The sequence below is a fragment of the Pararhizobium capsulatum DSM 1112 genome (assembly GCF_030814475.1).
GTDB lineage: Bacteria > Pseudomonadota > Alphaproteobacteria > Rhizobiales > Rhizobiaceae > Pararhizobium > Pararhizobium capsulatum.
In genome coordinates, this window is sequence record NZ_JAUSVF010000001.1 from 1,392,679 (window position 1) to 1,418,888 (window position 26,210).

Below are 26,210 nucleotides of genomic sequence, written 5' to 3' on the forward strand. Positions count from 1 at the left end.
ATCTGAACCAGACATCCTCTAGGGCTGGCTCGGCAGGGTAGCAAGCGGCGAAATAACCGCATTCGGCCAGGAGCCGCCGGCAAAGAAGCGGGCGGCAGGCTCGGAGCCGTCGTTCGCCGTGAGCGAGCCTGCCAGCGCCAGCCCGTTGGTGTGGAAGGGAATGACGCCTGTCAGGATGAGCGTCTTCTGGTCACCTCGGATCTCCGCCTTCTCCAGTGTTGCCACGCCCTCCTTGAGGGTTGCGACAATCTCGGAGGATTGTGTCGGGAAGGTGCCGTTGCTCGTGGCGGAAGAATCAAAAAAGCGGCCCTGCGCGACAAGGCTTTGAAACGCCTCGGCATCGAAATGGGAAAGCACCCCGCGCCCGCCGCTGAAGCGAATATCGCCGTTTGCATCGCGGATCGTTACCCCATTGAGCGGTTTCTCAGTCGAGAGGTTGAGGCTCAGTATACCCTGACCCTGCAGCATCGGCCCCTGTAGACCGAAGCTTGCGGCAAGAGCCGTCAGGTCGGCATCCCTAAGGGAGACCTGCATTTCACCGCCCTTGGTGCCGCCATCAAAAGCGGCAAGCCGGCCGTTCAGCGAGCCGCCTGCATAACCGCTGTCGCCGACATCCAGCGAGGCTTTGCCCTCGCTGGCCATGATGCCGGCCGCAAGATTGGTCAATGTCACCGAGCCGTAGCTTGCGCTGTGTGCGGAAAGCCGAAGATCGATATCGATTTGATCGAGGAGCCGGGGAGCGGCCGATACTTCCACATTGGTCTGCAAGGGGAAGAGGAAAAGTGTCGCAAGCCCCTCCGTGTGGAGCCCATCGAAGGCGAGTGTGCCGTTGATCTTGGGCTTGGCATCGGGACGCAGCGACAGATCCAGAAGGCCCGTCGCGTTGTCGCCTCCGAGCGCCAGCACGAGATTGTCCATCTTGATGCCGCTGCTCGCGCCGCTGACTGTCGTCTCGATGGACAGCGGTGAGGAGGGTGTTGCGGTCGGCCCCGGCACGCCAAGCCAGTGAGCGAGCCCGGAGAGCGACGGAGTGGTGATCTGCAAGTCGCCATCGATACCGGGATAGCGGCCCGCCGTGCCCTTGCCATCGAAACTCAGATGCAGCGGGCCAGAGCCGAGCGACACGCGCAACCCGCTTTCTTGCCCTGCCAGGAACGTCATCGGCGCATCGCAGCTCACAGTAAGGTCTATCGGTTCCCCGTTGACGATCGCTGTCAGGCTGGCGCTCAGCTTTGCCACCGGTGTCCGCCATGCGATCGTGCCGGAGATATATTCCAGGCGGGTGCTGCGGCCGCTGACCGCATCCTCGATATCGACCGTGCCGTTGTCGATGACGATCTCGCCGATTGGTTCGCCCTCCGGACTTTCCGGTCTGGTATCAGCGACAACGGAACTGTTCCTCCAAGGGGGGGTAGGCCAGTTCGACTTTCCGTCTTTATCGCGCCGAACCGAGAGAACCGGCTCTACAAGGTGGAAATCATAAAAGACCGGACGCCCGCTGAGCGCTGCGAGCAGATCGAAGTCCGCAGTGATCGCTTTCACGGTCGCCAGTCGCTCGGTGCCATCCTGCGTCTCAAAACGCACGTCGGACAGGGTAAGCGTCGGCCCAGGCCAGAAGCTGACGTTCGCTGCCTCGCCGATGGTGGCACGGGCGCCCGCCCAGCGGGAAAGCGCTGCCTCCATATTGTCCTTGATGTTGGCCGTCGAGACGAAAAGCGGCAGGGCGACCTTGATCAACACGAAGAACAGCAGGATACCTGCGACCGTCCAGCGGAATGCCGGTGAGCGCAGCACGCCCATCCATCTCTCGCGGGCGGCAAAAGATCGAAGGAATTCCGTCATTTCCACTCTTTCGTGTCTCCGCCAAGGTTACCGAGCTCTGGATATGCTTTCAGGAAGAAGAAATCAAATCCGCGGCAGGCCTGCGTCGCATCCAGGCGCACGCTTTTTCCGCAACCCTTTATCTTGCATTGCAGCATGGTATAACGGCGACGGTTGGAGTGGAGGAAACGCATGCAAGCAGATCGCCCCCTGTGGGTTCCATCGCGGGAATTTATCGCCGAAACGCCGTTGAAAGCGTTCATGGACTGGTGCGCCGACCGTTTTTCGAAAGAATTCGAGGATGTCGATGCCTTTCATGCCTGGTCGGTGGAGGAGCGTGCCGATTTCTGGGCGGCCGTCTGGGATTTCTGCGATGTGAAGGGCGATCGCGGCGAGCGGGCGCTGATCAACGGCGACGACATGCTTGCGGCCCGGTTTTTTCCTGATGCGACGCTGAACTTTACCGAAAATCTCCTGCGCCTTTCGGGAGAGGGAGATGCGCTGGTTTTCTGGGGTGAGGACAAGGTGAAGAGCCGCATGTCCTGGAACGAACTCCGCGCGCTGGTTTCCCGCCTTCAACAGGCCTTCAAGGCTGCGGGTATCGGCAACGGCGACCGCGTTGCGGCGATGATGCCGAACATGCCCGAGACTTTTGCCTGCATGCTTGCAACCGCGTCCATCGGCGCAATCTGGTCCTCCTGTTCGCCGGATTTTGGCGAGCAGGGTGTGCTGGACCGGTTTGGCCAGATCAAGCCCAGCCTCTTCATCGTCTGCGATGGTTACTGGTATGCCGGCAAAAAGCAGAATATCGCCGCCAAGGTTGGCGCCATCGCCAGCGGGCTTGGCGCGCCGACGGTCGTTGTGCCCTATGTCGGCGGCACGCAGGAGCTTGCCGCCTCGCTGGAGGCTGGCTGCACGATTGGCGATTTCATCGCGCCTTTCCAGGCGGGGCTGATTGAATACGAACGATTGCCCTTCTCGCACCCGCTCTACATTCTCTTCTCGTCCGGCACGACCGGTATTCCCAAGTGCATCGTCCACTCGGCGGGCGGCACCCTGCTGCAGCACCTGAAGGAACACCGTTTCCATTGCAGCCTGAAAGAGGGCGACAAGCTCTTCTACTTCACCACGTGTGGCTGGATGATGTGGAACTGGCTGGCTTCCGGGCTCGCTGTTGGTGCCACACTCTGCCTGTTCGATGGCTCGCCGTTCCATCCGAGCGGCAACGTGCTTTTCGACTACGCGCAGGAAGAAGCCTTCGCAGTCTTCGGCACCTCGGCGAAATATATTGATGCCGTTCGAAAGGGTGGCTACACGCCGGTTTCGACCCATGATCTTTCGTCGTTGCGGTTGATGACATCCACGGGATCGCCCCTGGCGCCCGAAGGCTTTATGTTCGTCTACGAGGGCATCAAGCCTGATGTCCAGCTGGCCTCCATTTCCGGGGGGACGGACATTGTCTCGTGTTTCGTCCTCGGCAATCCCCTGAAGCCCGTCTGGCGCGGCGAGATCCAGGGGCCGGGGCTGGGACTTGCGATCGATGTCTGGAATGACGAAGGTCATTCGGTCCGCGAAGAAAAGGGCGAACTCGTCTGCACCAGGGCCTTTCCCTCGATGCCGGTGATGTTCTGGAACGACCCCGAAGGTCAGAAATATCGCGCCGCCTATTTCGAGCGCTTCGACAATGTCTGGTGCCATGGCGATTTCGCCGAGTGGACCAAGCATGGAGGCCTCGTCATCCACGGCCGCTCTGACGCAACGCTCAATCCGGGTGGTGTGCGGATTGGCACGGCCGAGATCTACAATCAGGTCGAGCAGTTGGATGAGGTGCAGGAGGCACTTTGCATCGGTCAGGACTGGGACGATGACGTACGCGTCGTGCTTTTCGTGCGGCTTGCCGCCGGGCAGACGTTGACGGATGATCTGGTCAAGACGATCAAGACGAAGATCCGCACCGGAGCCTCGCCACGGCATGTGCCTGCCAAGATCATCGCGGTCTCGGATATCCCGCGCACAAAGTCCGGCAAGATTGTCGAGCTTGCCGTCCGCGAAGTTGTTCATGGCCGAGCGGTGAAAAACAAGGAGGCTTTGGCCAATCCCGAGGCCCTGGACCTCTATGCGGATCTGGCTGAGTTGAAGGCCTGATTTTCCGGCGCCGCCGTTAAGGTTTTCGGGCTTTCCGAATTAACCACTTCGTAAAGCTTGGCGGAAACTACGAAAACTGGTGGGGTTGCTGGAAAGGTTTTGTTTACGGATGGCGGCGCATTTTGATCTCAACTTGAGGCCGCCCGATGCAGGGATTGGCTTTCGGCTCTTGCCGACATTGACATGATGTCCTTTCCCCTCGAGCTGACGTTTAGCATTCAAACTCAAGGCAGCCTCAGTGGCTGCCTTTTTTTCAGCTGCCGCTCAGTGAGCACGGTCGAGCGAGCGTGACACCAGAATGACGGGGATCATCCCGGCAATGACGATGATCATCGCCGCGACCGAAGCGTCCTCGACCTTTGCCCGGGAGGCCTGCTCGTAGACAAGCGTCGCCAGCGTGTTGAAATTGAAGGGCCGCAGCATGATCGTCGCGGAAAGCTCCTTCATCGATTCAATGAAGACGAGCAGGGCGGCCGAAAGCACCGCCGGTCGCATCATCGGGATGAGCACGCTCCAGAGCGTCTGGCTGCCGTTGCGGCCAAGGGTGCGGGCGGCCATGTCGAGATGCGGGGAAAGCTTTTGGAAACCGGCTTCAATGGAGCCTTCCGCCATCGTCAGGAACCGCACCGTGCAGGCATAGATGATGGCAAAGCCTGTTCCCGACAGCAGGAGACCGGTCGAGATGCCGGCATGCTGCCGAAGAAACGCATCCAGCCCGTTGTCGAAACCGGCAAGCGGAAACAGCACCCCGATGGCGAGCACCGTTCCCGGCACGCCGTAGCCGATGGAGGAGAGGCGTCCTGCAATGGTGATCAGACGCGAGCGACTGGTGCGGGCAGCATAGGCAAGGACGAAGCCGAGAAGCACAGTCAGGATGGCGGCGGTCGCCGAGACGAAAATGCTGTTGATCAGCGCCTTCAGCAACCGCGGCTCAAAAAGCTGGTGAAGTCGCTTTGCCGCATAGTCGCCAAGCACGAGGAACGGCACGGCAAAACCGAGCAGGATCGGCAGGGCGCAAATGCTGACGGCCACACCTGCCTGCCAGCCTTTCAGCTTGAGCCGCACGGCGTCGTGCACGGCCGCCGTCGTCTTCTGGCTGGAGAAGCGCTGCCGGCGCCGCGCAGCGCGTTCGATGAGCATCAGCAACACCACAAAGACCAGCATGATGCAGGCAATCTGGGCCGCACCAGCAAGGCTGCCGCGGTTCAGCCAGGTATCGAAGATCGAGAAGGTCAGGGTCTGAACGCCCAGGAATTCCACCGCGCCAATGTCGTTCAGCGTTTCCATGGCAACCAGCGTCAGGCCGACCATGATCGCCGGGCGCGCCATGGGAATCTGGACTTTCAGAAACACTCGCCAGGGGCTAGCCCCAAGCGTGCGCGCCACGTCAGCTGTCGCGCGCCCCTGCATCAGAAACATCGAGCGGCAGGCCAGATAGATGTACGGATAAAGAACGGAACTCAGCACCAGAACAGCGCCGCCGAGGGATCGGATATCAGGAAACCAATAGTCGCGGCTGGTCTTGAAGCCGATGAAAAATCGTAGAAGCGACTGAATCGGCCCCGTGAAGGTGAAGAGCTCGCCAAAGGCATAGGCAGAGAGATAAGCGGGGATCGCGAGCGGCAGCACCAGAGCGGCGGAGAAAAAGCGCCGCGCGGGAAAGTCGCAGCTTGCGATCAGCCAAGCGGTGATGATGCCGGTGATGCAGGTTGCCGTTCCCGTCATCGCCACCAGCGACAGTGTTCGTATGGTCGCGCGCGGAATGACGTTTGCCATCAGATGCGGCCAGTCGCTGCCGCCACCGGAAATGGCCAGCCATATGATGGCAACGACTGGAACGAGAACAATGGTGCAGGCAAGGACGGCGGCGGCTGCAAGTCCCGGATGGCCGCCGGCGATACCTCGCCCTTTTGCCTTGGTACCGGCTGGACGCGCCACCGCGGCGACTGAGGTTTCTGTCTGCACTTTATCAACTTCTCTGGCGCGGATGCATCGTGGCGATGGTGGCCGCATCGGCGTGTCTTGCCCGTTCTACTGCCGACATTCCTATCGGATAAAGAAGGGCAGCGAAATCACCATTTACGCTGAAATCGCTTCCCGCAGGCCATAGTCAGTTGGCAAGCACACGCTGGGAGGGGAAGCTGACTTCGACCAGGGTTCCCTCGTTGGGGGTGGAACTGATCGAAAATTGCGCCCGGTTGGCTTCGGCCATCGCCTTTGTGAGCGGCAGGCCAAGCCCGGTGCCGTCGCCCCGCTTGCGAACCCCGGTCGTCACCTGTCGGAACGGTTTCATGGCCTGTTCAAGCTCGGTGCGGGTCATGCCGATGCCTGTGTCGCGGATGCGCAGCACCACACTGCCATTGGCTTCATAGGCTGTCGAAACAACAATCTGGCCGCCGGAGGGGGTGAAACGAATGGCATTGGACAGGATGTTGAGCGCCATCTGTTTGATCGAGCGACTGTCGGCAACCACATTCGGCACCGCGGTTGAAAGCGACGTGCGAATGATCACCCGCTGACCGTTGGCCTGCGGCTGCACCAGCGAAACGGCTTCCGACACGGCCTCGTTGATCTCGACAGCGCTGAATTCCAGCTCCATCTCGCCCGCCTCGATCTTCGAGATATCGAGCAGATCGTTGACGATATCGAGCACATGGCGACCGGAGCGGCCGATGTCGCTGGCGTATTCGACGTAGCGCGGATTGCCGATCGGGCCGAAGTGTTCACTCGCCATCATATCGGAGAAGCCGATGATCGCGTTGAGCGGCGTGCGGATCTCGTGGCTGATTCTCGCCAGGAAATCGGTCTTGTGGGCATTGGCTGTTTCCGCGGCACGCTTGGCGCTGCGCAACTCTTCTTCGGTGCGCTTCCATTGGGTAATGTCGCGGATAACGGCGCAATAGCCATTCGAGGACGAAAGTTTGCCCATCGTCATGAACAGGGGAATGAAGCCGCCGGAAGCTTCGCGGCCGATGACCTCGCGCCCGTCATTCAGCACGCTTGCCACCCCATGGCCGGAAAGTCCCGAAAGATAGTCGATGACAGCCTTCTGGCTTTCATGGGCAAAGAGCGAGGCAAAGGGTTTGCCACGAATTTCCTCGTCGTCATAGTTGAAGAGAGCGCTCGCGGAACGGTTCAGCGTGCGGATCTCGTTATCGGCGCCGATGACGACCACGCCATCCGTCGCAGTTTCGAGGATGGATTGAAGTTCCTCGATCTGCATATGCAGCGCATCGGCGCCTGTATCCGTTTCCGGGATGTGGTGTGCCGGCGCTTCTTCGGGTTCCGCTGGCTGTTCTGCGGTTGGTGCAGCCGCAAATGTGGAGATCGGTGCCAACGCCAGCAGCAGCGCGCTCTTTTCCTCCCAGCGAACCGATTGCAGGCGCGCCGTCACGTTCAGCATGCGGCCGTCGTTGCGAAGCAGCATCATCGTGCCGGTTGGCAGGTCCGCCAGCCCGTCTTCGTCTCCGGCAAACAGGGCGTCGATCCCGCCTTCTTCGTTCAACGCATCCAGGCTGTCAAAACCCGTCAGGGTAAGGAATTCCGGATTGGCGTGGTAAAGCGTGTCGCCGCTATGGATCAGCAGCGCCACGGGCAGGCCATCGACGATCTCCGCTGTCAGACCGGCCCCTTCGCTATTCCTCGGAGGAACGACAGCGATCGGCGCGGCGACGGACGGAGCCTCCTCTTCGGCCGGCACGTCCTCGTCATCAGCGGAAGCTTGCGGTGCCGCTTCGACGTTGATGCCAGCGAAATCGTCGGCTTCGATCGGCGTGCGGGGTCGCTTTTCAAGGCCGGTGAACGGATCGGCAGGGCTTGCGTTTTCGGTGGCTTCCTCCGATGCAGCAACACGTTTTTCGACGCTCTCGCCAAGCTGCCGCGCAATCTCGCGGAAGGCCGCCTGCTCGGTGCGCGACAGCGTCTCGCCCGTGGTCTTGCGATGGGAATCCAGTTCAACAACCTTGTCGCTTGCACGGCGGCCCGGGCTTTCGGAAAGCCAGAGCGCCGGTCGCTCGCCCCGGAAGGGATCCTCGTTTTGCTCCGTCTCGTCATCTTCCGACGAGACGAGGTCCGCGAAAAGATCGGCATCACCGGAGGTGATTTTCGGTTCTGATGTCGTTGGCTGATCCGCAGGCAGCATCTCCGGGATGGCCATCTCGTCTTGAGCGACGGGCTCAGTCGTTTCGGGTTCGTCTGCCGGCAAAGGCTCGAATTCCAGTTCGACCGGACGGCCGCTGTCGATAGCATCGGCGACACGCACGATGCCGAAGCCGCGGAAGCCGTCGAATTCGCGGTTGCGTGAATACGTCGGCAGGGCCGCGAGATCGACCGGAACGACCAGCGCTTCGTTTTCGACAGGCCAGAATACGGTCTTGCCGGACCATGTGTCGCGCCGCTTCAAGAGGTCGATGATCGTTCTGTCTGGATCGAGGCCGTAGCGGGCGGCAAGATCCGCGAAGCTGCGCCCGACGACATCGGCTGCGCGCGGACCGACAGCGCTTGCGAATTCTTCGGATATCTCGCTGAAGCGACCGTTTGCATCGATCTTCCAGACGAACCGGACCGCGCGTCCGCGCGGGTCGAAGCGGAAGCCTTCGTCATCCTGGGGAATTGCGGAAGCGGCTTCGGCAGTGTCGCCCTCAGCAGGTGGGACTTCAGCCTCCAGGGCAGGGCTCTCATCGCTCGCATGATCGTCCGCAACCGGTGCGATATCTGCAAGAAGTTCAGGTTCAGCAACAGGAGCAGCGTCGTCTTCCGGCAGCGGAGGTGGTTCGTTCGCTTCAACGGTTTCGTCGTCTGCCGGTGCAATGCTTTCCGCCTCGATGACATCTGCCATGATCGCCTGATCATCAGCGGCAATAGCTTCCGGCTCCACAACGGTCTCGACTTCCTGCTCGAAGCCTTCCGAGGTGAACGCGGATTCCAGCGGTGTTTCGTCCGCTTCCGTTACCGGCTCGGATTGCGCCTCCGCCGGGAGGTCGGTGTTTTCAGTTTCAGGGGTTGTGTTTGTCTGCGCCTCGTCGGCTTCCGTCGCAGCCGGGGTCGATTCGAGCTCTGATGTTTCGAGCTCGAAAGTTTCGACGGGGATGTCTAGCCGCTGATCAAGTTCCAGCTCTTCGTGGACCTCGGCCGCATCCTCGATTGATTCGGGAACCTGCGCGTTCAGGGCCGGGAGTTCTGCGGTATGTTCAGCATTTTCGATGGTTGCAACCGTGGCCGGTGCAAACGTCTCGTCGGGATCCATATTGCCGAGAATGGTCTCGACGGCGAACAGCAGATGCAGCGCCGGATCGTCGGACAGCTTGCCGATTGCCGCCGGCAGATGGCCTTTGCCTGTTGCGACCGGCCGCTTGATCAGCCAATCGGGATCGCGCGCTGCGGCTGACACGAGCGCCTGGCAGGTTTGCGGCGTCATGGAAAGGCCGGCGAACCCGCCGGATGCAGCAAGCACCGTGCCGTCTGCATCCAGAACGGCCATATGGGTATCCGGATCGTCGAGGCCGGAAATCATCCGCCGGGCATTTTCGGTCAAGGACTGCCGCTTGCCGACGCTTGGCGCAGAAAAAAGAACAGCCGTTTCACCTGGGCGCACGGTGATCATCTCGACGGCAGCGTTGACAGGCAAGCTCCGGAAACCCGATGCAAGCCGCATAAGGAATGTCCGGTGATCGCCGCTGCGGCCCAGCTGGCGCGCGGCTGCTGCGAGCTGGCGAAAAGCCACGTCGCTGCGTTCAGCACCAAGATCGAGGAAGTCATAAACGGAATCGAATCCGAAAAGCGCTGCCCCCGCTCCGTTTGACCAGAGAATGCTGCCCATGTCCGGTGAGAACAGCACAGCCGCGTCACCACGAGTGAAATGCTCCCGCACCCGTTCGTGAACGGCGATATCGATAAAGGGGTAGAATTTTGCGGGCATCAGCGAACCTGTCGGCGGCGCCGTCCTACGGCCGGATTGTTAATACTCTATTAAGAGAATAGCGAGCGCGGACCGAAGGGTCCAGCTTTCCCGGTCGAGCGGACAGGCTTTCGCCGCGCAAGGTTAACGCGGCAGCATTGTAAATTGTGCAATGCACAATATATTGCATTGCACAATGGAATGGATTATATGAGCCGTATCGATTACAGTGGATGCCTCAGGTGAGGGTCCAAACCAAGGAGCGCATGACATGGCTACCAAGAAGACCGAAGACGCATTTTCTCTCAATGCTTTCGACCCGGCGAAGGCCACCGACGCTTTCCGCGATTTCGCGGAAAAGGGTGTCGCCCAGTCCAAGGAAGCCTATGCCAAGATGAAGACGGCAGCAGAGGATGCGACGAAGACGGTCGAAGCGACGCTTGAAAGTGCCCAGTCCGGCACGGTCGAGCTTGGCCTGAAGGCAATCGACGCGCTGCGGACCAATGCTGAAAGCTCCCTGTCGCATATGGAAGCGCTGCTCGGTGTAAAGTCGCTGTCGGAACTCTTCGAACTCCAGACTGCCTTCATCCGCAAGCAGGCAGAGCTTGCCATGGAGCAGGCGAAGTCGATGCAGGAAGCCACCAAGAAGGTTGCTGAAAGCGTCGCGAAGCCCAGCAAGGATGCCGCCGAAAAGGCGATATCGACCTTCAAGAAGTAGGCACTTTCGTTTCCGCAATAGAACAAGGCCGTCGCATGAAAGCGGCGGCCTTGTTGTTGAGACGGCGCGTGAGCGTGCGGCCGCTTCAGTATTCGAAAGACGAAAGCCGGATTGCTGTATAGCCGTTTTTTTCACGGCAGGCCGCAAGTTAAGGCTTGCAAAAAAATCGGACTGCTCGTATTGCACCTCCGAAAGCGCGACAGCGCTTGTTGTTGTGCGGTTGTAGCTCAGTTGGTTAGAGCGCAGGTTTGTGGCACCTGAGGTCGGAGGTTCGAGACCCCCCAACCGTACCATTCTTTCCACATTTATTCCCCCCAAAAATATGGATTGACGGCCGTGCCGCTCCATCTATCGCATCGTTTCGCGATATCGGGCTTGAACTCCACAAAAATTTGACGGTTGTTTAAACCAAGCTTTCTTCCCGATTATAGAGTGTGGGGCGATTTGACTGCAAAAAGGGAAACAGCAATGAAACCGACCATTTCCACGGCTGCCTCCAAGATCGGATCGTCGCTTACCCTCAAGATTTTCGCTGTCTGCTTTGTCTCGACCCACATCCCGCTGCTGGCGCTGGTGATTTATCTTTTCTGGGGCTTCGATAACAATCCCATGCCGGTCCTCGGCGCGATCGTCGCAGCGACCCTCGTCGGGACGGTATTCAGCCTGACGGCAGTGTGGATGCTGCTGCGGCCGCTTCATGAAGTGGCCGAGGCAATGAAGAAGTACCGCGCCGTGGGTGTGGTGCCGCAGATATCGAGCGCTCGAAGCGATGAGGTCGGCGTCGTCGCCAACGGTGTTACCAAGCTGATTGCCGATCTCGACGCGACGCTCTCCCAGCTTCGCGTGCAGGCATCCACAGACATGTTGACCGGCCTTGGAAACCGCAGGTGGATGAAGGAGATCGGCACGCTCGAAGTCATACGCGCCGCCCGCGAGAACGAAGTGGTCTCGATCATTGTCTTCGACCTCGATCATTTCAAATCGATCAATGACGAGTTCGGCCATGAAATCGGCGACAGGGTTCTGATTGCCGCGGGTGCAACCATCGAGCAGAATCTTCGTCCCTATGATGCCGCAGCCCGTATTGGCGGCGAGGAATTTTGCGTCGTTCTTCCCCGTACCTCCGCGCAGGATGCGGTTGCCGTTGCGGAGCGGCTGCGCAAAAGCTTGGCAGTACAAACCGTTCCGCCTCTTGTTGCTGGCCGCGTCACGGCGAGCTTTGGCGTCTACTGCGGCGATGCCCGCAACCAGACGCTTGAGGACATGATGGCGGCTGCCGACCAGCAGCTCTATGCGGCCAAGAAAGCCGGCCGCAATACGGTCCACTGGGGGAGCGCCAATCCGAAGGATGATTCCATGCGCGGCAGGCGGTAGGGCGCGGAAACCCTGGATTCGAAGGGGAAACGGGGCAGAAATGACCCTCTAAACCCCTCATATCTTGAAGCTATTTGTAAACCTTATATTTACCTCATCCTGTGCGCTTTTCGCACGCAACCCCGTCATTAGGATTCTGTTGACCCTTGGCCAATAGGTTCAGGTCGTTCGATGTAGAACCGGCTCGCATGAAGCGCCGCCTGATATGACGATGGGGTACAGAGCACATGAAGTGCATTAAATTTCTGGCGGTTCCCGCCGGAGCGCTCGGCTTGCTGCTTATTTTGCTGCCGATGAGTTTGCAGGCACAGCTTATGCTCAGCTGCGCCGTCCTGGGTGTCATGTTTATCGGCATGACCCGTCCCGAAAACCCCACCTTCCGCGTCATCACCCTCGTCTTCGCCAGCATCATCGCGCTGCGCTACGGATTCTGGCGCACCACCGAGACGCTGCCGGACATTTCCGAGCCGCTCAATTTCATTCCCGGCTTCCTGCTCTATCTCGCCGAGATGTATTGTCTGGCGATGCTGGCCATCAGCTTCTTCATGGTCCTCGCGCCGGTGAAGCGCAAGACGCCGGAGATGGGCGAAACCGCCAGCCTGCCGACCGTCGATGTCTTCATCCCGAGCTACAACGAGGATGCCGAGCTTCTCGCCATCACGCTCGCCGCGGCGAAATCGATGGCCTATCCCAAGGACAAGCTCAACATCTTCCTGCTGGATGACGGCGGCACCGAGGCCAAACGCACCCACAAGGATCCACGCGTCTCGGTTGCTGCAATCCCTCGTCACGAGCAGCTGAAGGCACTATGCACCGCCATGGGTGTAACCTACCACGCCCGCAAGAAGAACGATCATGCCAAGGCCGGAAACCTCAACGAAGGTTTGAAGATCTCGACCGGTGAACTCGTCGTCGTCTTCGATGCCGACCATGCGCCGGTGCGCGACTTCCTGCGCGAGACTGTCGGCTTCTTCGCCAAGGACGAAAAGCTGTTCCTCGTCCAGACGCCGCATTACTTCCTCAATCCCGATCCGCTCGAAAAGAACCTCAAGACCTTCGCGCGCATGCCGTCGGAAAACGAGATGTTCTATTCGATCCTGCAGCGCGGGCTCGACAAGTGGAATGCCTCCTTCTTCTGCGGCTCGGCCGCCGTCCTGCGCCGTGCGGCGCTCGAAACGACAGACGGTTTCTCCGGCCAGTCGATAACAGAGGATTGCGAAACCGCCCTTTCGCTGCATTGCCAGGGCTGGCACAGCGTTTACGTCGACAAGCCGCTGATCGCAGGTCTGCAGCCGGAAACCTTCGTCTCCTTCATCGGCCAGCGCGCCCGCTGGTGCCAGGGCATGTTGCAGATCCTGATCCTGAAGCGACCGTTCCTCGCAAAAGGCCTGACGATCCCGCAGCGCATCTGCTACGCCGGCATCAACATGTTCTGGCTGTTCCCGATCTCGCGGCTGGCCTTCATGTTCTCGCCGCTGCTTTACATTTTCTTCTCGCTGGAAATCTACCGCGCCAATATCCTGGAGTTCGCCTCCTATGCGGTGACCTACCTCATCAGCTCGTTCGCCATGCAGAGCTATCTCTATGGCCGCGTGCGCTGGCCGTGGATTTCCGAGCTCTACGAATATGTGCAGGCTGTCTTCCTGTTCGGCAGCATCATCAGCGTGATCAGAAACCCGCGCAAGCCGACCTTCAACGTCACGGCCAAGGGCCAGACACTGGACAAGAGCATGCTGTCGCCGCTCGCTGCCCCTTATTTCGCGATCTTCTTCCTGCTGCTCGCTGCTGCTCTCTATTCCGGCTACCGGTTGCTGACAGAGCCGGTCGCGGGCGAACTTCTGATGATCGTCGCCATGTGGAACCTCATCAATCTCGGTCTTGCCGGCGCGGCCCTCGGGGCAATCGCCGAACGGCGTGAGCTTCGCCGCAACCAGCGCCTGCCGGTCAAGCGCCATGCGCTCATCCATATCGGTGAGGAAAATCATACCGTCATCATTCAGGACGCTTCCAGTGGCGGTATCTCGGTGGAGTTTGTCGATGGCACACCGAAACTCGATGCTTCCGCCGCCACCAAGGCAAAGGTTGAACTCCGCCGGGGTGGGCAGGCGATCTGCTTCGATGTCGTCTGCCGGTCGCGGCGGGTCACGAACGGAACGACAATCGCCGGCTTCGCCTATAGCGAGCGCACCCCGAAGACGGTGATGGCCATTGCCGAGTTGATGTATTCCGACCAGTCGGTGCTGCAGGATCGTCTCGTGCGCCGCCAGATCCGCCGCAATTTCTTCTGGGGCACCACCCGCTTTGCGCTCTGGAGCATCACGGAATCGTTGCGTGCCATCCGCTACAGCGCCGGTCTCGTGCGCGAGACCATGGCGAAATCCTTCGAGGATGCGCCTCTGGTGCTGAACGACAACAAGATAACGCCCTTGCCGTCAGCACCGCGCCCGGAAGAAGCGACACCAGTTCTGCAGGGAGGCCAGCTCTATGGCTAAGGTGCTCACCACTGTTCTGGCCCTGACGCTGCTGACCGGCGCTTCGGCCCGGGCGCAAAGCCTGCTCGACGAGGCTCCAATCGCTGTCGGCGCCCAGCCGAGCGAGAGCGAAGGCATTCTCTCCACGCGCCCTGCCCCGTCTCCAGCCCTAGACAGCCGCCAGCCCGGCCTCCTGCCATTCGAGCAGTCGTCGGCATCGTTCAAGCTTGCGGGTGAGGACGATACCGGCCGCTTTACCTTCTTTCTCTCGAAACCCCAGGCCGCAGCGGGGGGCACCTTGGCGCTATCCTATCGCAACGCCGTTTCCGTGCTGCCGGATACGTCCGTCATTGATGTAACGGTCAATGGAAAGCCGGCCGGAAGTTTTCCGATCGTTGCCCCCAACGGGTTCAAACGCACCGATATAAAACTCGATCCACAGTTGCTCGTCGCGGGCCGCAATCAGGTGGATATCCGGGCGCGCCAGCATCACCGCGTCGATTGCTCGCTCGAAGCGACCTATGAACTCTGGACCGAGCTCAATCCACGCGAGACTGGTTTCGTCGCCGGTGGCGCCCGGCATTTCAACACGCCTGATGATCTGCTGACGGTTTCCCGCAATGCGGCTGGACGGACCGATATCCGTCTGGTCGTGCCGCAGGCGCTGAATGCGGAAATCCTCAACGACGCCGCCCCGATGCTGCAGACATTGGCCCTGTTCCTCGGCCGCGACGACATCAGCGTCACCGTTGCCGACAAGTCCGGGACCGGCCCCGGTATCGATCTCTATGCTTTCTCTGATCGCAGCCGCCGGCTGATACCAGAGGCTGGCCGGTCCCTCGGTTACGGCCTTGTCGTTGCAGAGGCCGGCGAGCCCGACCGGGCCGTGGTCGGCCTGCATGGCGCAACCCGCGCCGATATGGATAGCCGCCTGCTTTCCGCCATCCGGGGTCCGATGAAGGCAAGCCTGGATAGAAGCCTGCTCACGGCCAACCACGGTCGCATCACCGTGCAGCCTTCGACCACCTACCGGCTTTCCGATGCCGGTTACGAAAGCCGTGTTTTTGCCGGCCGCCTGTCGCGCACCGGTTTCGACATGGTAATGCCGTCGGATTTTTATCCTGGTGATTATGCGACCATCGGGTTGAAGCTGCATGCCGCGACATCGCCGGGCCTGAAATATACTGCGCAGTTCCTTGTCCGCATCAATGATCGCGTCGTCACCAGCTATCCGTTCCGCAAGACGGAAGGGGAGCAGTTCGATGGCAAGCTGATCGAGCTGCCCCTGCGCGCCTTCCGCCCCGGCGTCAACAAGATTGAACTCATCGCCGAGCTGCCGATCGAGGCGGATGCCGCCTGTGCGCCGGATGCACGCAAGGATGACCAGCCCCGGTTCGTGCTGCTCGACAAGACGGAAATCTCCGTGCCGGCGCTGGCGCGGGTCGGAAGGCTGCCGGATATCGCGGCACTCACTGGTAATGCCTATCCCTTCAACGAAGGAAAGCCCTTCGATGTCGTGATCGAGCGACCGGATGGAAAATCCGTCGGTGCCGCTTTGACCGTACTATCGCGGCTTGCCATTTCCGCCGGCAGCCCGCTTTCGGCGGCAATCCAGCTGGGCAAGGGCAAGGCTTCACCGGCGCGCAACGCCCTCATCATCTCGACCGACAATGCCTTTGCCGATCTCGGCACCGCAGGCAAGACGGCGTTCTCGGAAAACTTCGATGATGACGACACGGGCCTCGACCCCTTCCGCACCGCCGCAATCGTCGATGGCGATACAGAGACGGTCGCTTCAACCGGGGACGGCGTCGATAATTCGTCCGAACTACTTGATGCCTTTCGCAAATCGACGGAGGTTCCGAACGGCGATCGTTCCGCTACCACACTGGTCGGCGAATGGGCGGCACGCGCGACAAGCCGCTTCAGCACCTGGCTCAATTATCAGGACAACGAAAGTCCGCTGGCGTCCCATGGCGCGACGGATGATCTCGTCACGCTGTCGCAGCAGCCATCGGCAACAGGAGAGGCGACGTGGACGGTTCTTCGTGCACCGTCCCCCTCCGATCTCGCAACCGGCGTTCAGCGGCTGGTCGATCCGGCCGTCTGGAACGGTCTCGACGGCGGTTCCGTCGCGGTAGAAGCTGCAAGCCTCGATGTACGCGCTTTGCCTGCCGCAAGCCGCTTCATCACCGGCGTCGATGATCGCAGTCCCGGCAACCTGCGTCGCCTCGCCGCCGCGTGGTTCTCCGACAATTTCCAGTTCTATGTCCTGCTGATCGTCGCCTCAATGGGCCTTTTTGCCCTGTGGCTCGGCTGGATCATTCCGCGTAAGGGAGCGCAGTCTGACAATGAGTAAGATCGTCAGGGGATCCAGCGCCATCCGCGCCGGACATCTTGCAACCCTGCTGTCGGCCGTCACCTTCTTCATGCCAGTGCTGACGCGGGCGGAAGACTCGGCCGCCTTGTTGACGGAAGCGGCCGGGTCCTTCCGGCTCGTGGATGAGGCGATCACATCGGCTGTTTCCAGCCGTGCAACCGCTGATTCAGACGTCGCCATCACGGATGAAGCGGTCGCCGACGACCCGATGAAGCCGAATGATGTTGAGCTTGCCGCTCTCTACTACTATACCGACGAGGGTAGGGAAGACCGGGTTTCGGCCGAGACCGAACGTCTGCGGCTGAAATATCCGGGTTTCGAAATCCCTGAGGACGTCTTCTTGCCAAAGGCTGCGCGCGGCACCGACGAAAGCGCCCTCTGGACCCTTTTCGACAAGGGCGATTTCACCGGCATCGATGCGGAGATGATCCGCCGCAAGACGGAAACGCCGGATTGGGAGCCGACCGCGGATTTCTCAACCAAGCTTGCCCGCAAGAAGCAGCGCGTGCTGATGGTGGAAGCGGCCGAACAGAAGAACTGGACGGGTGTCATCAATGCCGGCACGGCGCTCGATCCTTCGAGCGAAAAAGAGATCGATCTTCTCTGGATGCTGGTCGATGCCTATTCGGCAACCGGCATGAAAAAGCCGCTGGCCGATGTCTATCGCGGCATTCTGCTGCGCAAGGACGATGCCCGCCTGCCGGATGAACAACTGGTAACGACGCTGCAGAAAGCCGTACGCGATTTCCCGGCAAATGAGGTGAAGTCCGTCATCGATCGGCTGGCGACGACGCCGTCGCTGCAGATTGCCCTGCAGCCGGTCTCCTTCGACCTGCTACGCAAGTCTGTCGCCGATTTCAACGCGGATACCGCCCAGACCAAGCCGCTTCCCGATGACGTGCTTGCCCCGCTGGTCGAGGCAACCGACAAGACCCCGCGCAGCGAGGATATGGCGCTGCTTGGCTGGTATTATCTGAAGATCAAGCAACCCGCCGTCGCGGCCGACTGGTTTCAGAAGGCGCTCGACAAGAAGGCCGATGGCGAAAATGCCAAGGGGCTTTATCTCAGCCTTGCTGCACAAAGTCTGGAAGAAGAGGCCTACGAGATCGCCGCCAATCATCTTGAGAATTTGTCGGCCGATCCGGAATTCCTGATGAACGCCCTGTCGCTCCGCTTTACCAAGCCCGAAGCGGCTACGATCGACGAGAAGATCGTCGCCTCCTATTCGACCACGATCCTGCAGACGCTCAATGCCGACCACGCCGAAATTCTCGCCTGGTATGCCTATAACTCCAAGCAGTACGAGGCGTCAGCCGCCTGGTTCCAGAAGTCGCTGGACTGGAAACCGGCCGCGGCGCGCGTGAAGGGGCTGGCGCTTTCCTACCTACGGCTTACCGACAAGACGAACTATGCCGCGCTGCGGGAAAAATATGCTGCGGCCTATCCGGATATCTGGGCCGAAATCAAAACGGCCGCGCCGCCGAAGGGCCGTCAGGCGTCGGATGTAATCCGCCCGCGTGCCGTCATCCAGGCCAATTACCTGCGCAATTTCCAAGCCAAGCGCTATGGCGATTGTGTTGCCGATATCATGAACCTTCAGGCGCGCGGTCAGCTGACCTCCGATGCCGCCTTGATCGGCGGCTGGTGCTATCTGAGCCTCGACCGTCTCAGCGAAGCACGCGCCACGTTCGGCGTTGCCTTGAAGAACGGCGACAAGGGAGAGATGGATGCCGCCTATGGCACGGCTTTGACATTGCTGAGGGCCAAGCTCACCGACGACGCCGAGGCAATCCTGACGACCTATGGCATGACGCCGGCAAGGGATCGCGAAATCCGGGCTGAAATCTACGTCCAGCGCGCAAGAGCGGCTTTCGATGCCAAGCAATACCAGAAGACACTCGACGTGCTGAATGCCCGCGCGAGACTGATCGCCGAGCCGGCTGATCTCAGCCAGTTGCGCGGCTGGGCATACTACCACCTTGGAAACCGGGGCGTCGCCAATCAGGTGTTCCGCCGGCTGAGCGAACATATGGCCGATGCCGGCGTCGCACGCGGTCTTGCCGTAACCAGCGACATGGGAGGCCGCCAATGATGAAATATCTGTCCTTCGGTTTGCTGGCGCTCATTGTCTCAGGCTGCACCAGCGTCGATGATCCCTTCCTGAATGCGAGCGCGCCGAAGGCCGGCGGGCCTGCGATTTCGAGCTCGGTCTCCCGGGATTTGGCGCTTGCCGTGCTGCCCGTTGCCGGCGGTGCGTCGTCGGTGCGCCAGACCGTGCTGGACAGCAAGGCCGAACAGGTCATTGTCTATCCCAACGCCACCACCATACCGGGCGAAAACCTCCTGACCGTCTCGGCCGGGGCTTCCGGCAAATCAAGCCGTGCGCCGTCTCGTGCGGCCGTCGTCGCCGAGATGCGCAGGGTGCTGCCGGGTGTCCGCATGGCCATCAACCCGGCGATCGGCGAAAACGCCTATGGTGTCTTCGGTTATGCCACCGGCGCTCTGCCGGGCAATGGGGACGGTAGCTGCCTCTATGCCTGGCAGGTCACGCCGCAGCAGGAAAAGCCATCTTTCTCTGGACATACGCGTGCCGCAGCTCTCCGGCTGCGGTATTGCAGCACGTCCGCATCGGAGGAGAAGATCGTCGGTCTGATGAGGGGGCTGCGCCTGAGACCGATCGATACCGATACCATCGATGGTTTGCAGATGGCTGCTGGAACGGGTGCGGCTTCCGATATCGAGATGTTTGCCGCCGAAATACCGGCAAGTTCGCGCATGGCGCGCCGGGAGGTCACGTCCGCAGTGGTCGTCGAGGAACAGCAGCCGGGGGTCGCCCCCGAAAGGGAGGCGAGGCCGATCCAGACCAAAGTTGCCGCTGCAGAACAACCGCCCGAAAAGCCGGCGGCCGTCATCAATGCCGTCAAGGTACCAATGCCGGGCGACGCTGCGGCTCTTGCTGAAACGGAGGAAGAAAACAACAAACAATCGGTCGAAGCCGTCGAAAGCGCGTCGCAGGTTCCTCTTCCCGGCAAGCTGCTGATTGCGAACACCAAATAGCTCTACAGAAAGATCGCGTGTTCCGCGGCCACCAGTTCCTGGATAAAGTCCGCGACAGTGCGCACTCTGACGAGATCGCGCGCGCTTTCATGGAATGTGGTCCAATAGGCGCGGCGGATTTTGACGTCCGGAAGCACCCGCACCAGCTCGGTTGCCTGGCGCGCGATATAGTCGTGCAAAATGCCGATGCCAGCCCCGGAGCGAACGGCTTCCGTCTGTCCGGTCGCGCTGGAGATTTCGAAGCTGGCATCCCAGCTGCGCATGATTTCGCCGGTGAAATTGAGCGAAGCCGTGAAGATCAGGTCCTCCACATAGCCGATCCGACGGTGCGCCTTCAGGTCCTCGACGGAGAGAGGCGTTCCGTTGTTCGCGAGATAGCTGTGTGAGGCATAAAGCCCCAGCGTATAGTCGGTCAGTTTCGAGGAGACGAGCCGTCCCTGTTTCGGGCGCTCCAATGTGATGGCGATATCGGCCTCACGCTGCGAGAGCGAGAAGGAGCGGGGGACGGGAACGAGCTGGATGCGAAGCTCGGGGTGACGCTCAGTGAGCTTGCCAAGCCGCGGTGCGAGGAAGGAAACGCCGAAGCCATCGGGGGCGCCGATCCGCACGACGCCGGCAATCGCCGCATCGGTGCGGCCGAGATTGGCCTGTACAGCCAGCATTTCCGTTTCCATCCGTTCGGCCGAGCCCAGAAAGATTTCACCTTCCGCGGTCAGCTCGCAACCATTGGTGCGACGGACGAACAGCCGCGTCGCCAGTGCCTCCTCAAGCGCCGTCAGCCGGCGCGAAAGGGTAGCATGATTGACACCCAGCCGCTTGGAGGCCGCCAGGATCTGGCCGGAACGGGCCACGGCGAGGAAGATGCGGACGTCATCCCAGTTCATGTGTTTGTGCCCTGGCTGCCATCTTCCGAGAAAGAGGACATTGGGCCATCCAGAGCTTTGGTGCGCATCATCACCGGATCGACATCCACCAGTCTCAGTGCCTTCACCATTTCGGCGGTGCCGGTCTTGTATTTGAGAAAATGCGGCGTCCGGAGATGCGCTTGATAGGCGTCTAGGTTCGTATAAACCTCCAGAATGCGGATCTGCTCCGGCCGGTTCTTCTCCGAGACGGCGTGCAGCATCAAAACGCCGGGTTCGTTATCGATCGACGCCGCGATTTCTTCCGCAAGGAGCGCGCGATAGGCCTTCAGATGTATCGGATCGATTTCCAGCTCCGCAATCCTGACGATCTTGCCGTTCATCATGACACCCTCACGACTTCAATTTTTGCACAACGGATGCTTATTTCATTCCATTGATTTGTGCAAATTGAAGCGTAGTATCCGCCCACCAAAACACGGAGGAATACCCATGTACGAGATCGGCCATTTCATCGGCGGCAAGCGCGTTGCCGGCACGAGCGGACGCACGAGCAATATCTACAATCCGGCGACCGGCGAAATTCAGGGTACCGTGGCGCTGGCAAGCGACGCGGAACTGGCAGCCGTTGTCGAAAATGCCAAGGCGGCTCAGCCGGCCTGGGCTGCCACCAATCCGCAGCGTCGCGCCCGCGTCTTCATGAAGTTCGTTCAGCTTCTGAACGACAACATGAATGAGCTTGCCGAGATACTTTCGCGCGAACACGGCAAGACGGTCGAGGATTCCAAGGGCGACATCATCCGTGGCCTGGAAGTCTGCGAATTCGTCATCGGTGCGCCGCACCTGATGAAGAGCGAATTTACCGAAGGCGCCGGCCCCAACATCGACATGTATTCGATCCGCCAGGCTGTCGGCATCGGTGCGGGCATCACGCCTTTCAACTTCCCGGCCATGATCCCGATGTGGATGTTTGCGCCCGCCATTGCATGCGGCAACGCCTTCATCCTGAAGCCATCGGAACGCGATCCCTCCGTTCCGATGCGCCTTGCCGAACTGATGATCGAAGCCGGCCTGCCGGCGGGCATCCTCAACGTCGTCAACGGCGACAAGGGTGCGGTCGATGCGATCCTCACCCACAAGGACATATCAGCCGTTTCCTTCGTCGGCTCGACGCCGATCGCGCGCTACGTCTACGGCACGGCTGCGATGAACGGCAAGCGCGCCCAGTGCTTCGGCGGTGCCAAGAACCACATGATCATCATGCCGGATGCCGATCTCGACCAGGCTGCCAACGCCCTGATGGGCGCGGGTTACGGCTCGGCCGGCGAGCGCTGCATGGCGATATCCGTTGCGGTTCCGGTCGGTGAAGAAACCGCCGACCGCCTGATCGCTAAGCTCACCCCGATGGTCGAAAGCCTGCGTATCGGTCCTTACACGGACGAGAAGGCTGACATGGGCCCGGTCATCACCAAGGAAGCCCAGGAGCGCATTCTCGGCCTGATCAACAAGGGTGTCGAAGAAGGCGCCAATCTGGTCGTCGACGGCCGCGATTTCAAGCTGCAGGGCTATGAAAATGGCCACTTCGTCGGTGGCTGCCTGTTCGACAACGTCACGCCGGACATGGATATCTACAAGACCGAAATCTTCGGCCCCGTTCTCTCGGTCGTTCGCGCCAAGAACTATGAGGAAGCCCTCGATTTGCCGATGCGCCATGAATACGGCAACGGCGTAGCGATCTATACCCGCGACGGTGATGCTGCCCGCGACTTCGCCTCGCGCATCAATATCGGCATGGTCGGCGTCAACGTTCCGATCCCGGTTCCGTTGGCCTATCACTCCTTCGGTGGCTGGAAGTCCTCGTCCTTCGGCGACCTCAACCAGCACGGCACGGATTCGTTCAAGTTCTGGACCCGCACCAAGACGATCACCAGCCGCTGGCCCTCGGGCATCAAGGACGGCGCGGAATTCGTCATGCCGACGATGAAGTAAAGCTATGCGGGGAGGGGCTTCTTCGGAGGCCTTTTCTTGTTTTGCAAATAAAAAGGCAGCGTCCTCACGGTCGCTGCCGTTGCTATTTCCAGAGGGCGATAACGAATTACATCGCCGGCCCGTCGTTATAGCCAACCTTGTCCACCAGCTCGGAAGCCTTCTTGCGGTTGGCGGCGATATCGGCAAGCGGCAGCGGATCCGGCTTGATCGGTCCGAAGGACTTGACGATGTCCGCCGGCTCGGAGCCCGGCAGGACCGGATATTCGAAGACCTGCTCCGCATAGATGTGCTGAGCTTCTCCCGAAGCGAGGAATTCCATCAGCTTGATGGCGTTGTCCTTGTTCGGGGCGTTCTTGGCGAGCGCCATGCCCGAGATATTGACATGCGTGCCGCGATCCTTGGCATTGGGGAAGAGCACCTTGATCGCGCCTGCCCAATCCTTCTGTTCCGGCTCGAGTTCGTCGGTCATCATCAGGCCGACATAGTAGGTGTTGCCGAGCGCGATGTCGCATTCGCCGGCATAGATGGCCTTGGCCTGGTCACGATCCGTGCCATCAGGCTTGCGCGCAAGGTTGTTCTTCAGGTCCGTCAGCCACTTTTCGGTATAAGCTTCGCCGTGATGGGCGATCATCGATGCGAACAGGCCGATATTGTAGGAATGCTGGCCGTCGCGAGTGCAGATCTTGCCCTTCCATTTCGGATCGGCCAGTTCCTCATAGGTGATATCGTTCTGGGCAACGCGTTCCTTGGAGGCATAGACGACGCGGCCGCGCGTCGTCAGGCCGAACCAGTCGCCGTCTGGATCGCGGTAATTGGCCGGAATGTCCTTATTGATGATCTCGCTGTTGACCGGCTGCGTGACGCCGCCTTCCTTGGCCTCCGTCAGCCGGGCGATATCGACCGTCAGGATGATGTCTGCAGGCGAGTTTGCGCCCTCAGCCTGGATGCGTTCCACGAGGCCTTTGTCAAGAAACAGCACGTTCGGGGTGATACCTGTTTCCTTCTCGAATGTATCGAGCAGCGGCTGAATGAGCTCCGGCTGGCGATAGGAGTAGATGTTGACCTCGCCGTCCGCCAGCGCGTGGCTTGCCGATGCAGCGGCAGCCATCAGCGACAGGATGGCGGCGCGGGTTCCTGTTCGTGCCATGTTGTTTTCTCCCACAGATTGATTTCTAACCTAACTCAATTGATCATCTTTTGCCGAGTGCTATGTTGAGCGTCAACAGCGAGGGTGGGGCTTTCACGGCAATATGATTTTTCTGTGTTTCTGGAATTGTTCCAAACTATCTTAAGCCCTATATAGAACCGTGGTGTTTGTACGGGATTCTCCTGTGCGCGCACCTGCAACAAGGGGCGATGACTGCGAGACTTGAGGAGGTCTTCGCGCCGTTATCCCAAGCCGGAGTATATGATGCGCCTGACAAAGCAAACGAATTACGCAGTCCGCATGCTCATGTATTGCGCTGCAAATGACGGCCATCTCAGCCGCATTCCGGAAATCGCCAGGGCTTACGGCGTGTCCGAGCTTTTCCTGTTTAAGATACTGCAGCCGCTTAACAAGGCGGGACTGGTCGAGACCGTGCGCGGCCGAAACGGTGGCGTGCGTCTCCCGCGACCTGCCGATCAGATTACGCTTTTCGATATCGTGAAAGTCACCGAAGACAGCTTCGCCATGGCGGAATGTTTCGAGGCGGGCGAGATCGACTGTCCGCTCGTTGACAGCTGTGGTCTGAATGCTGCGCTGCGCAAGGCGCTCAACGCCTTCTTCGAGGTGCTTCAGCGGTACACGATCGATGATCTGGTCAAGGCTCGCCCGCAGATCAACTTCCTGCTCGGCCTCGAAGCCGCGCCACCGAAGGCGCAGATCGCTGCAGCCTGATAGCTTCTTTGCATGGAAAATGACAAAGGCCCGGTGTTTGCCGGGCCTTTGTCGTTTTGTAGAATGGTGACGCGTTGCTCAGCCGCGGCTAAGGTACTCGCGCAGGATGAATTCGATCGCCGTGGGGTCCATCTCGGCCTTGTCCAGCCGGAAGTCCACGCCATAGTCCTCGAATTTCTGGAAGTAGGGGTCGGCCAGCGACGAGGAGATGACGCCGATCGGGCCGATGAAGCCGCTCTGGCGCATGGCAGGAACGGTCTCGCGAAAGTCCCGTTGCGGCTGAAGGCGATTGTCCATCAGGACCATGGAGACCGGCTTTCCGGACGTGATGAAGGAAAGCGCATCGTCGATCGTCTCGCAGTAGTGCAGCTCGATCTTGATAGCGGTGACTTTCCTGATCAAGCCGCGCAGGATGAGGTTTTCAGCCGGATCGTCATCGACGAGCAGTATATGGATCGGTTCTATCATTTGTATCTTGATCGTTCCGGTTACTGAAAGGGCTGGATGCTTGGATCGGCATTGCGCCGGGCTGACTACTGTATGATCTGCTCGCGGATCGCCTTCGCCACCATCTGGGTGCGATTGACCACATCGAGCTTCTTCAAAATCGTTGCCGTATGCGAATTGACGGTGTGTTCCGAGACGGAAACGATCAAGGCGATCTCGCTGGCCGTTTTTCCATGGGAAATCCAGCGCAGGATTTCCGTTTCGCGGGGCGTCAGGCCAAGGCCGGTCTTGTTCGAGAGCACCTGGCGGTAAAAATAGTCGAAGGCACAGGTTGCGTCGTAGCAGAGCTCGAAATGTTCCTGCCGGGAGATATCCTCGATATCTCCGAGGAACAGCACGGCATAACGGGCGCCGTTCGTGCCGTGGACCGGCACGCAAAGCAGGATATCGAAGCCCAGCTGGGCCAGAAGATTGCTGCCATTGCCGAGATGCGGATCGTCGGATTTCCATACGGAGGATATGGCGGACTTGTGCAGGCTCCGAAAGACAACGGAATCGCCGAAACGATGGCGCTTGTCATATTCCTCGGCCAGCCCTGAAGGCATGTCGTGCAGCGCCAGACGATTGGAGAGCATGCAGGCGTCGGCTTCGTTGCCCAACTGCAGGATGCCGAAGTGCTCAAATCCGAAGCGCAGGGTCATGGTGTGAAAAATGCGGAAGAAATCCACACGATTCAACGCCTTCTCAAGATCGCTGTCGAAGTCGTAACGCCGATGATTTTTCACCAGATTTGCCACGAATCGAAAGCTCCCTCCTTAACGCACGCAATGCGAGTTTAGCTTGCGTCTGACGATAAGCAACTGCTTCACGGGTTGAAACCAGAAGATGAATTTGGGAGAGGGCGAAGATGTGATGGGAGTGGGAGGACCGTTGTAGAGTGCCTGCAAGTTCCCCGCCTGGGCCCTGCAAGCTGGCCAGTCCTCCCGGCCCCGCGAGAAGGCTTATCGCACAGGCCGCTTTTGCCCTCTATCCGTGTACCTTGGGATTGACTTTTGATTTTCGGCGGCTGCGATTCGACATCCTCAAGGTTATGCGAATCGAAAAAGTCGTTGATAGCGCCATTAAGGCCGTTTTGAGAAGAATTTTCCAGTTGGACAAATTATCCGAGAG

At 59.9% G+C, this 26,210-nt stretch carries 18 protein-coding genes and 1 tRNA gene; 10 read left to right on the forward strand and 9 right to left on the reverse strand.

Translation table 11 applies throughout. From position 1 onward, the window contains the following. Positions 1-18 precede the first annotated feature (18 nt). Positions 19-1,842: an AsmA family protein gene (locus QO002_RS06655; protein WP_307227909.1), complete on the reverse strand. Its 1,824-nt coding sequence runs from the start codon at positions 1,840-1,842 to the stop codon at positions 19-21. Beyond that, positions 1,839-2,015, reverse strand: a complete 177-nt coding sequence (locus QO002_RS06660) for a hypothetical protein (RefSeq protein WP_307227911.1) — start codon at positions 2,013-2,015, stop codon at positions 1,839-1,841. The genes QO002_RS06655 and QO002_RS06660 overlap by 4 nt, the downstream gene beginning before the upstream one ends. On the opposite strand from QO002_RS06660, the gene QO002_RS06665 reads away from it, so the two are divergent. Next, entirely contained in the window at positions 2,014-3,966 is a 1,953-nt protein-coding gene (locus QO002_RS06665) for an acetoacetate--CoA ligase (protein WP_307227913.1), read from the forward strand. The two genes, QO002_RS06660 and QO002_RS06665, sit on opposite strands and share 2 nt — an antisense overlap. 264 nt (positions 3,967-4,230) lie before the next feature. On the opposite strand, the gene QO002_RS06670 is transcribed toward QO002_RS06665, so the two are convergent. After that, complete coding sequence (locus QO002_RS06670; protein ID WP_307233201.1) at positions 4,231-5,865, reverse strand: ABC transporter permease; 1,635 nt, start codon at positions 5,863-5,865, stop codon at positions 4,231-4,233. Positions 5,866-6,076: 211 nt separating this feature from the next. Further along, positions 6,077-9,883, reverse strand: a complete 3,807-nt coding sequence (locus tag QO002_RS06675) for an ATP-binding protein (protein ID WP_307227915.1) — start codon at positions 9,881-9,883, stop codon at positions 6,077-6,079. A gap of 250 nt (positions 9,884-10,133) precedes the next feature. Here QO002_RS06675 and QO002_RS06680 point away from each other — a divergent pair, with 250 nt between their 5' ends. The 7 genes from QO002_RS06680 (at position 10,134) to bcsN (ending at position 19,862) form a co-directional block, all read left to right on the forward strand. Next, a complete protein-coding gene (locus tag QO002_RS06680; protein WP_307227917.1) occupies positions 10,134-10,580 on the forward strand; it encodes a phasin in 447 nt (148 codons plus the stop codon). Between the two features lie 216 nt (positions 10,581-10,796). Then, positions 10,797-10,873 (forward strand) — tRNA-His (locus tag QO002_RS06685). A 175-nt stretch (positions 10,874-11,048) separates the two neighbouring features. Next, positions 11,049-11,954: a GGDEF domain-containing protein gene (locus tag QO002_RS06690; RefSeq protein WP_307227919.1), complete on the forward strand. Its 906-nt coding sequence runs from the start codon at positions 11,049-11,051 to the stop codon at positions 11,952-11,954. A 227-nt stretch (positions 11,955-12,181) separates the two neighbouring features. Further along, positions 12,182-14,446 carry a UDP-forming cellulose synthase catalytic subunit gene (gene bcsA, locus QO002_RS06695; RefSeq protein WP_307227922.1) on the forward strand — a complete coding sequence of 755 codons (2,265 nt, stop codon included), beginning with the start codon at positions 12,182-12,184 and terminating at the stop codon, positions 14,444-14,446. Then, entirely contained in the window at positions 14,439-16,784 is a 2,346-nt protein-coding gene (locus QO002_RS06700; RefSeq protein ID WP_307227923.1) for a cellulose biosynthesis cyclic di-GMP-binding regulatory protein BcsB, read from the forward strand. The genes bcsA and QO002_RS06700 overlap by 8 nt, the downstream gene beginning before the upstream one ends. Beyond that, a complete protein-coding gene (locus QO002_RS06705) occupies positions 16,777-18,897 on the forward strand; it encodes a tetratricopeptide repeat protein (protein ID WP_307227925.1) in 2,121 nt (706 codons plus the stop codon). Before QO002_RS06700 ends, QO002_RS06705 begins: the two co-directional genes overlap by 8 nt. Then, positions 18,894-19,862: a cellulose biosynthesis protein BcsN gene (gene bcsN, locus QO002_RS06710; RefSeq protein WP_307227927.1), complete on the forward strand. Its 969-nt coding sequence runs from the start codon at positions 18,894-18,896 to the stop codon at positions 19,860-19,862. Before QO002_RS06705 ends, bcsN begins: the two co-directional genes overlap by 4 nt. 2 nt (positions 19,863-19,864) lie before the next feature. Here bcsN and QO002_RS06715 read toward each other — a convergent pair whose 3' ends face one another. Both QO002_RS06715 and QO002_RS06720 read right to left on the reverse strand, forming a co-directional pair. After that, entirely contained in the window at positions 19,865-20,746 is an 882-nt protein-coding gene (locus tag QO002_RS06715) for a LysR family transcriptional regulator (RefSeq protein ID WP_307227929.1), read from the reverse strand. After that, a complete protein-coding gene (locus tag QO002_RS06720) occupies positions 20,743-21,111 on the reverse strand; it encodes a putative quinol monooxygenase (RefSeq protein WP_307227932.1) in 369 nt (122 codons plus the stop codon). Before QO002_RS06720 ends, QO002_RS06715 begins: the two co-directional genes overlap by 4 nt. A 106-nt stretch (positions 21,112-21,217) precedes the next feature. Here QO002_RS06720 and QO002_RS06725 point away from each other — a divergent pair, with 106 nt between their 5' ends. Beyond that, positions 21,218-22,714, forward strand: coding sequence for a CoA-acylating methylmalonate-semialdehyde dehydrogenase (locus QO002_RS06725; protein WP_307227934.1), 1,497 nt, complete (start codon positions 21,218-21,220; stop codon positions 22,712-22,714). Between the two features lie 106 nt (positions 22,715-22,820). Here the strand turns inward: QO002_RS06725 and QO002_RS06730 are convergent, their stop codons facing one another. Beyond that, the gene (locus QO002_RS06730) at positions 22,821-23,822 is read right to left on the reverse strand and encodes a Fe(3+) ABC transporter substrate-binding protein (RefSeq protein WP_370878542.1); all 1,002 of its coding nucleotides are present in this window, start codon (positions 23,820-23,822) and stop codon (positions 22,821-22,823) included. Between the two features lie 303 nt (positions 23,823-24,125). Between QO002_RS06730 and rirA the strand changes: the two genes are divergently transcribed. Then, a complete protein-coding gene (gene rirA, locus QO002_RS06735; RefSeq protein ID WP_307227939.1) occupies positions 24,126-24,593 on the forward strand; it encodes an iron-responsive transcriptional regulator RirA in 468 nt (155 codons plus the stop codon). 78 nt (positions 24,594-24,671) lie between these two features. On the opposite strand, the gene QO002_RS06740 is transcribed toward rirA, so the two are convergent. Next, positions 24,672-25,061, reverse strand: a complete 390-nt coding sequence (locus QO002_RS06740) for a response regulator (protein WP_307227941.1) — start codon at positions 25,059-25,061, stop codon at positions 24,672-24,674. Between the two features lie 65 nt (positions 25,062-25,126). Next, on the reverse strand, positions 25,127-25,837 hold the full coding sequence (locus tag QO002_RS06745) for a helix-turn-helix transcriptional regulator (RefSeq protein WP_307227943.1): 711 nt from the start codon (positions 25,835-25,837) through the stop codon (positions 25,127-25,129). Positions 25,838-26,210: the final 373 nt, after the last annotated feature.

Excerpts from the sequence above, each read along its gene's own strand:
- QO002_RS06655 (WP_307227909.1), bottom strand. The coding sequence starts at position 1,842 with ATGACGGAATTCCTTCGATCTTTTGCCGCCCGCGAGAGATGGATGGGC.
- QO002_RS06665 (WP_307227913.1), top strand. The coding sequence starts at position 2,014 with ATGCAAGCAGATCGCCCCCTGTGGGTTCCATCGCGGGAATTTATCGCC.
- QO002_RS06660 (WP_307227911.1), bottom strand. The coding sequence starts at position 2,015 with ATGCGTTTCCTCCACTCCAACCGTCGCCGTTATACCATGCTGCAATGC.
- QO002_RS06675 (WP_307227915.1), bottom strand. The coding sequence starts at position 9,883 with ATGCCCGCAAAATTCTACCCCTTTATCGATATCGCCGTTCACGAACGG.
- QO002_RS06680 (WP_307227917.1), top strand. The coding sequence starts at position 10,134 with ATGGCTACCAAGAAGACCGAAGACGCATTTTCTCTCAATGCTTTCGAC.
- QO002_RS06690 (WP_307227919.1), top strand. The coding sequence starts at position 11,049 with ATGAAACCGACCATTTCCACGGCTGCCTCCAAGATCGGATCGTCGCTT.
- bcsA (WP_307227922.1), top strand. The coding sequence starts at position 12,182 with ATGAAGTGCATTAAATTTCTGGCGGTTCCCGCCGGAGCGCTCGGCTTG.
- QO002_RS06700 (WP_307227923.1), top strand. The coding sequence starts at position 14,439 with ATGGCTAAGGTGCTCACCACTGTTCTGGCCCTGACGCTGCTGACCGGC.
- QO002_RS06705 (WP_307227925.1), top strand. The coding sequence starts at position 16,777 with ATGAGTAAGATCGTCAGGGGATCCAGCGCCATCCGCGCCGGACATCTT.
- bcsN (WP_307227927.1), top strand. The coding sequence starts at position 18,894 with ATGATGAAATATCTGTCCTTCGGTTTGCTGGCGCTCATTGTCTCAGGC.
- QO002_RS06715 (WP_307227929.1), bottom strand. The coding sequence starts at position 20,746 with ATGAACTGGGATGACGTCCGCATCTTCCTCGCCGTGGCCCGTTCCGGC.
- QO002_RS06720 (WP_307227932.1), bottom strand. The coding sequence starts at position 21,111 with ATGATGAACGGCAAGATCGTCAGGATTGCGGAGCTGGAAATCGATCCG.
- QO002_RS06725 (WP_307227934.1), top strand. The coding sequence starts at position 21,218 with ATGTACGAGATCGGCCATTTCATCGGCGGCAAGCGCGTTGCCGGCACG.
- QO002_RS06730 (WP_370878542.1), bottom strand. The coding sequence starts at position 23,822 with ATGGCTGCCGCTGCATCGGCAAGCCACGCGCTGGCGGACGGCGAGGTC.
- rirA (WP_307227939.1), top strand. The coding sequence starts at position 24,126 with ATGCGCCTGACAAAGCAAACGAATTACGCAGTCCGCATGCTCATGTAT.
- QO002_RS06740 (WP_307227941.1), bottom strand. The coding sequence starts at position 25,061 with ATGATAGAACCGATCCATATACTGCTCGTCGATGACGATCCGGCTGAA.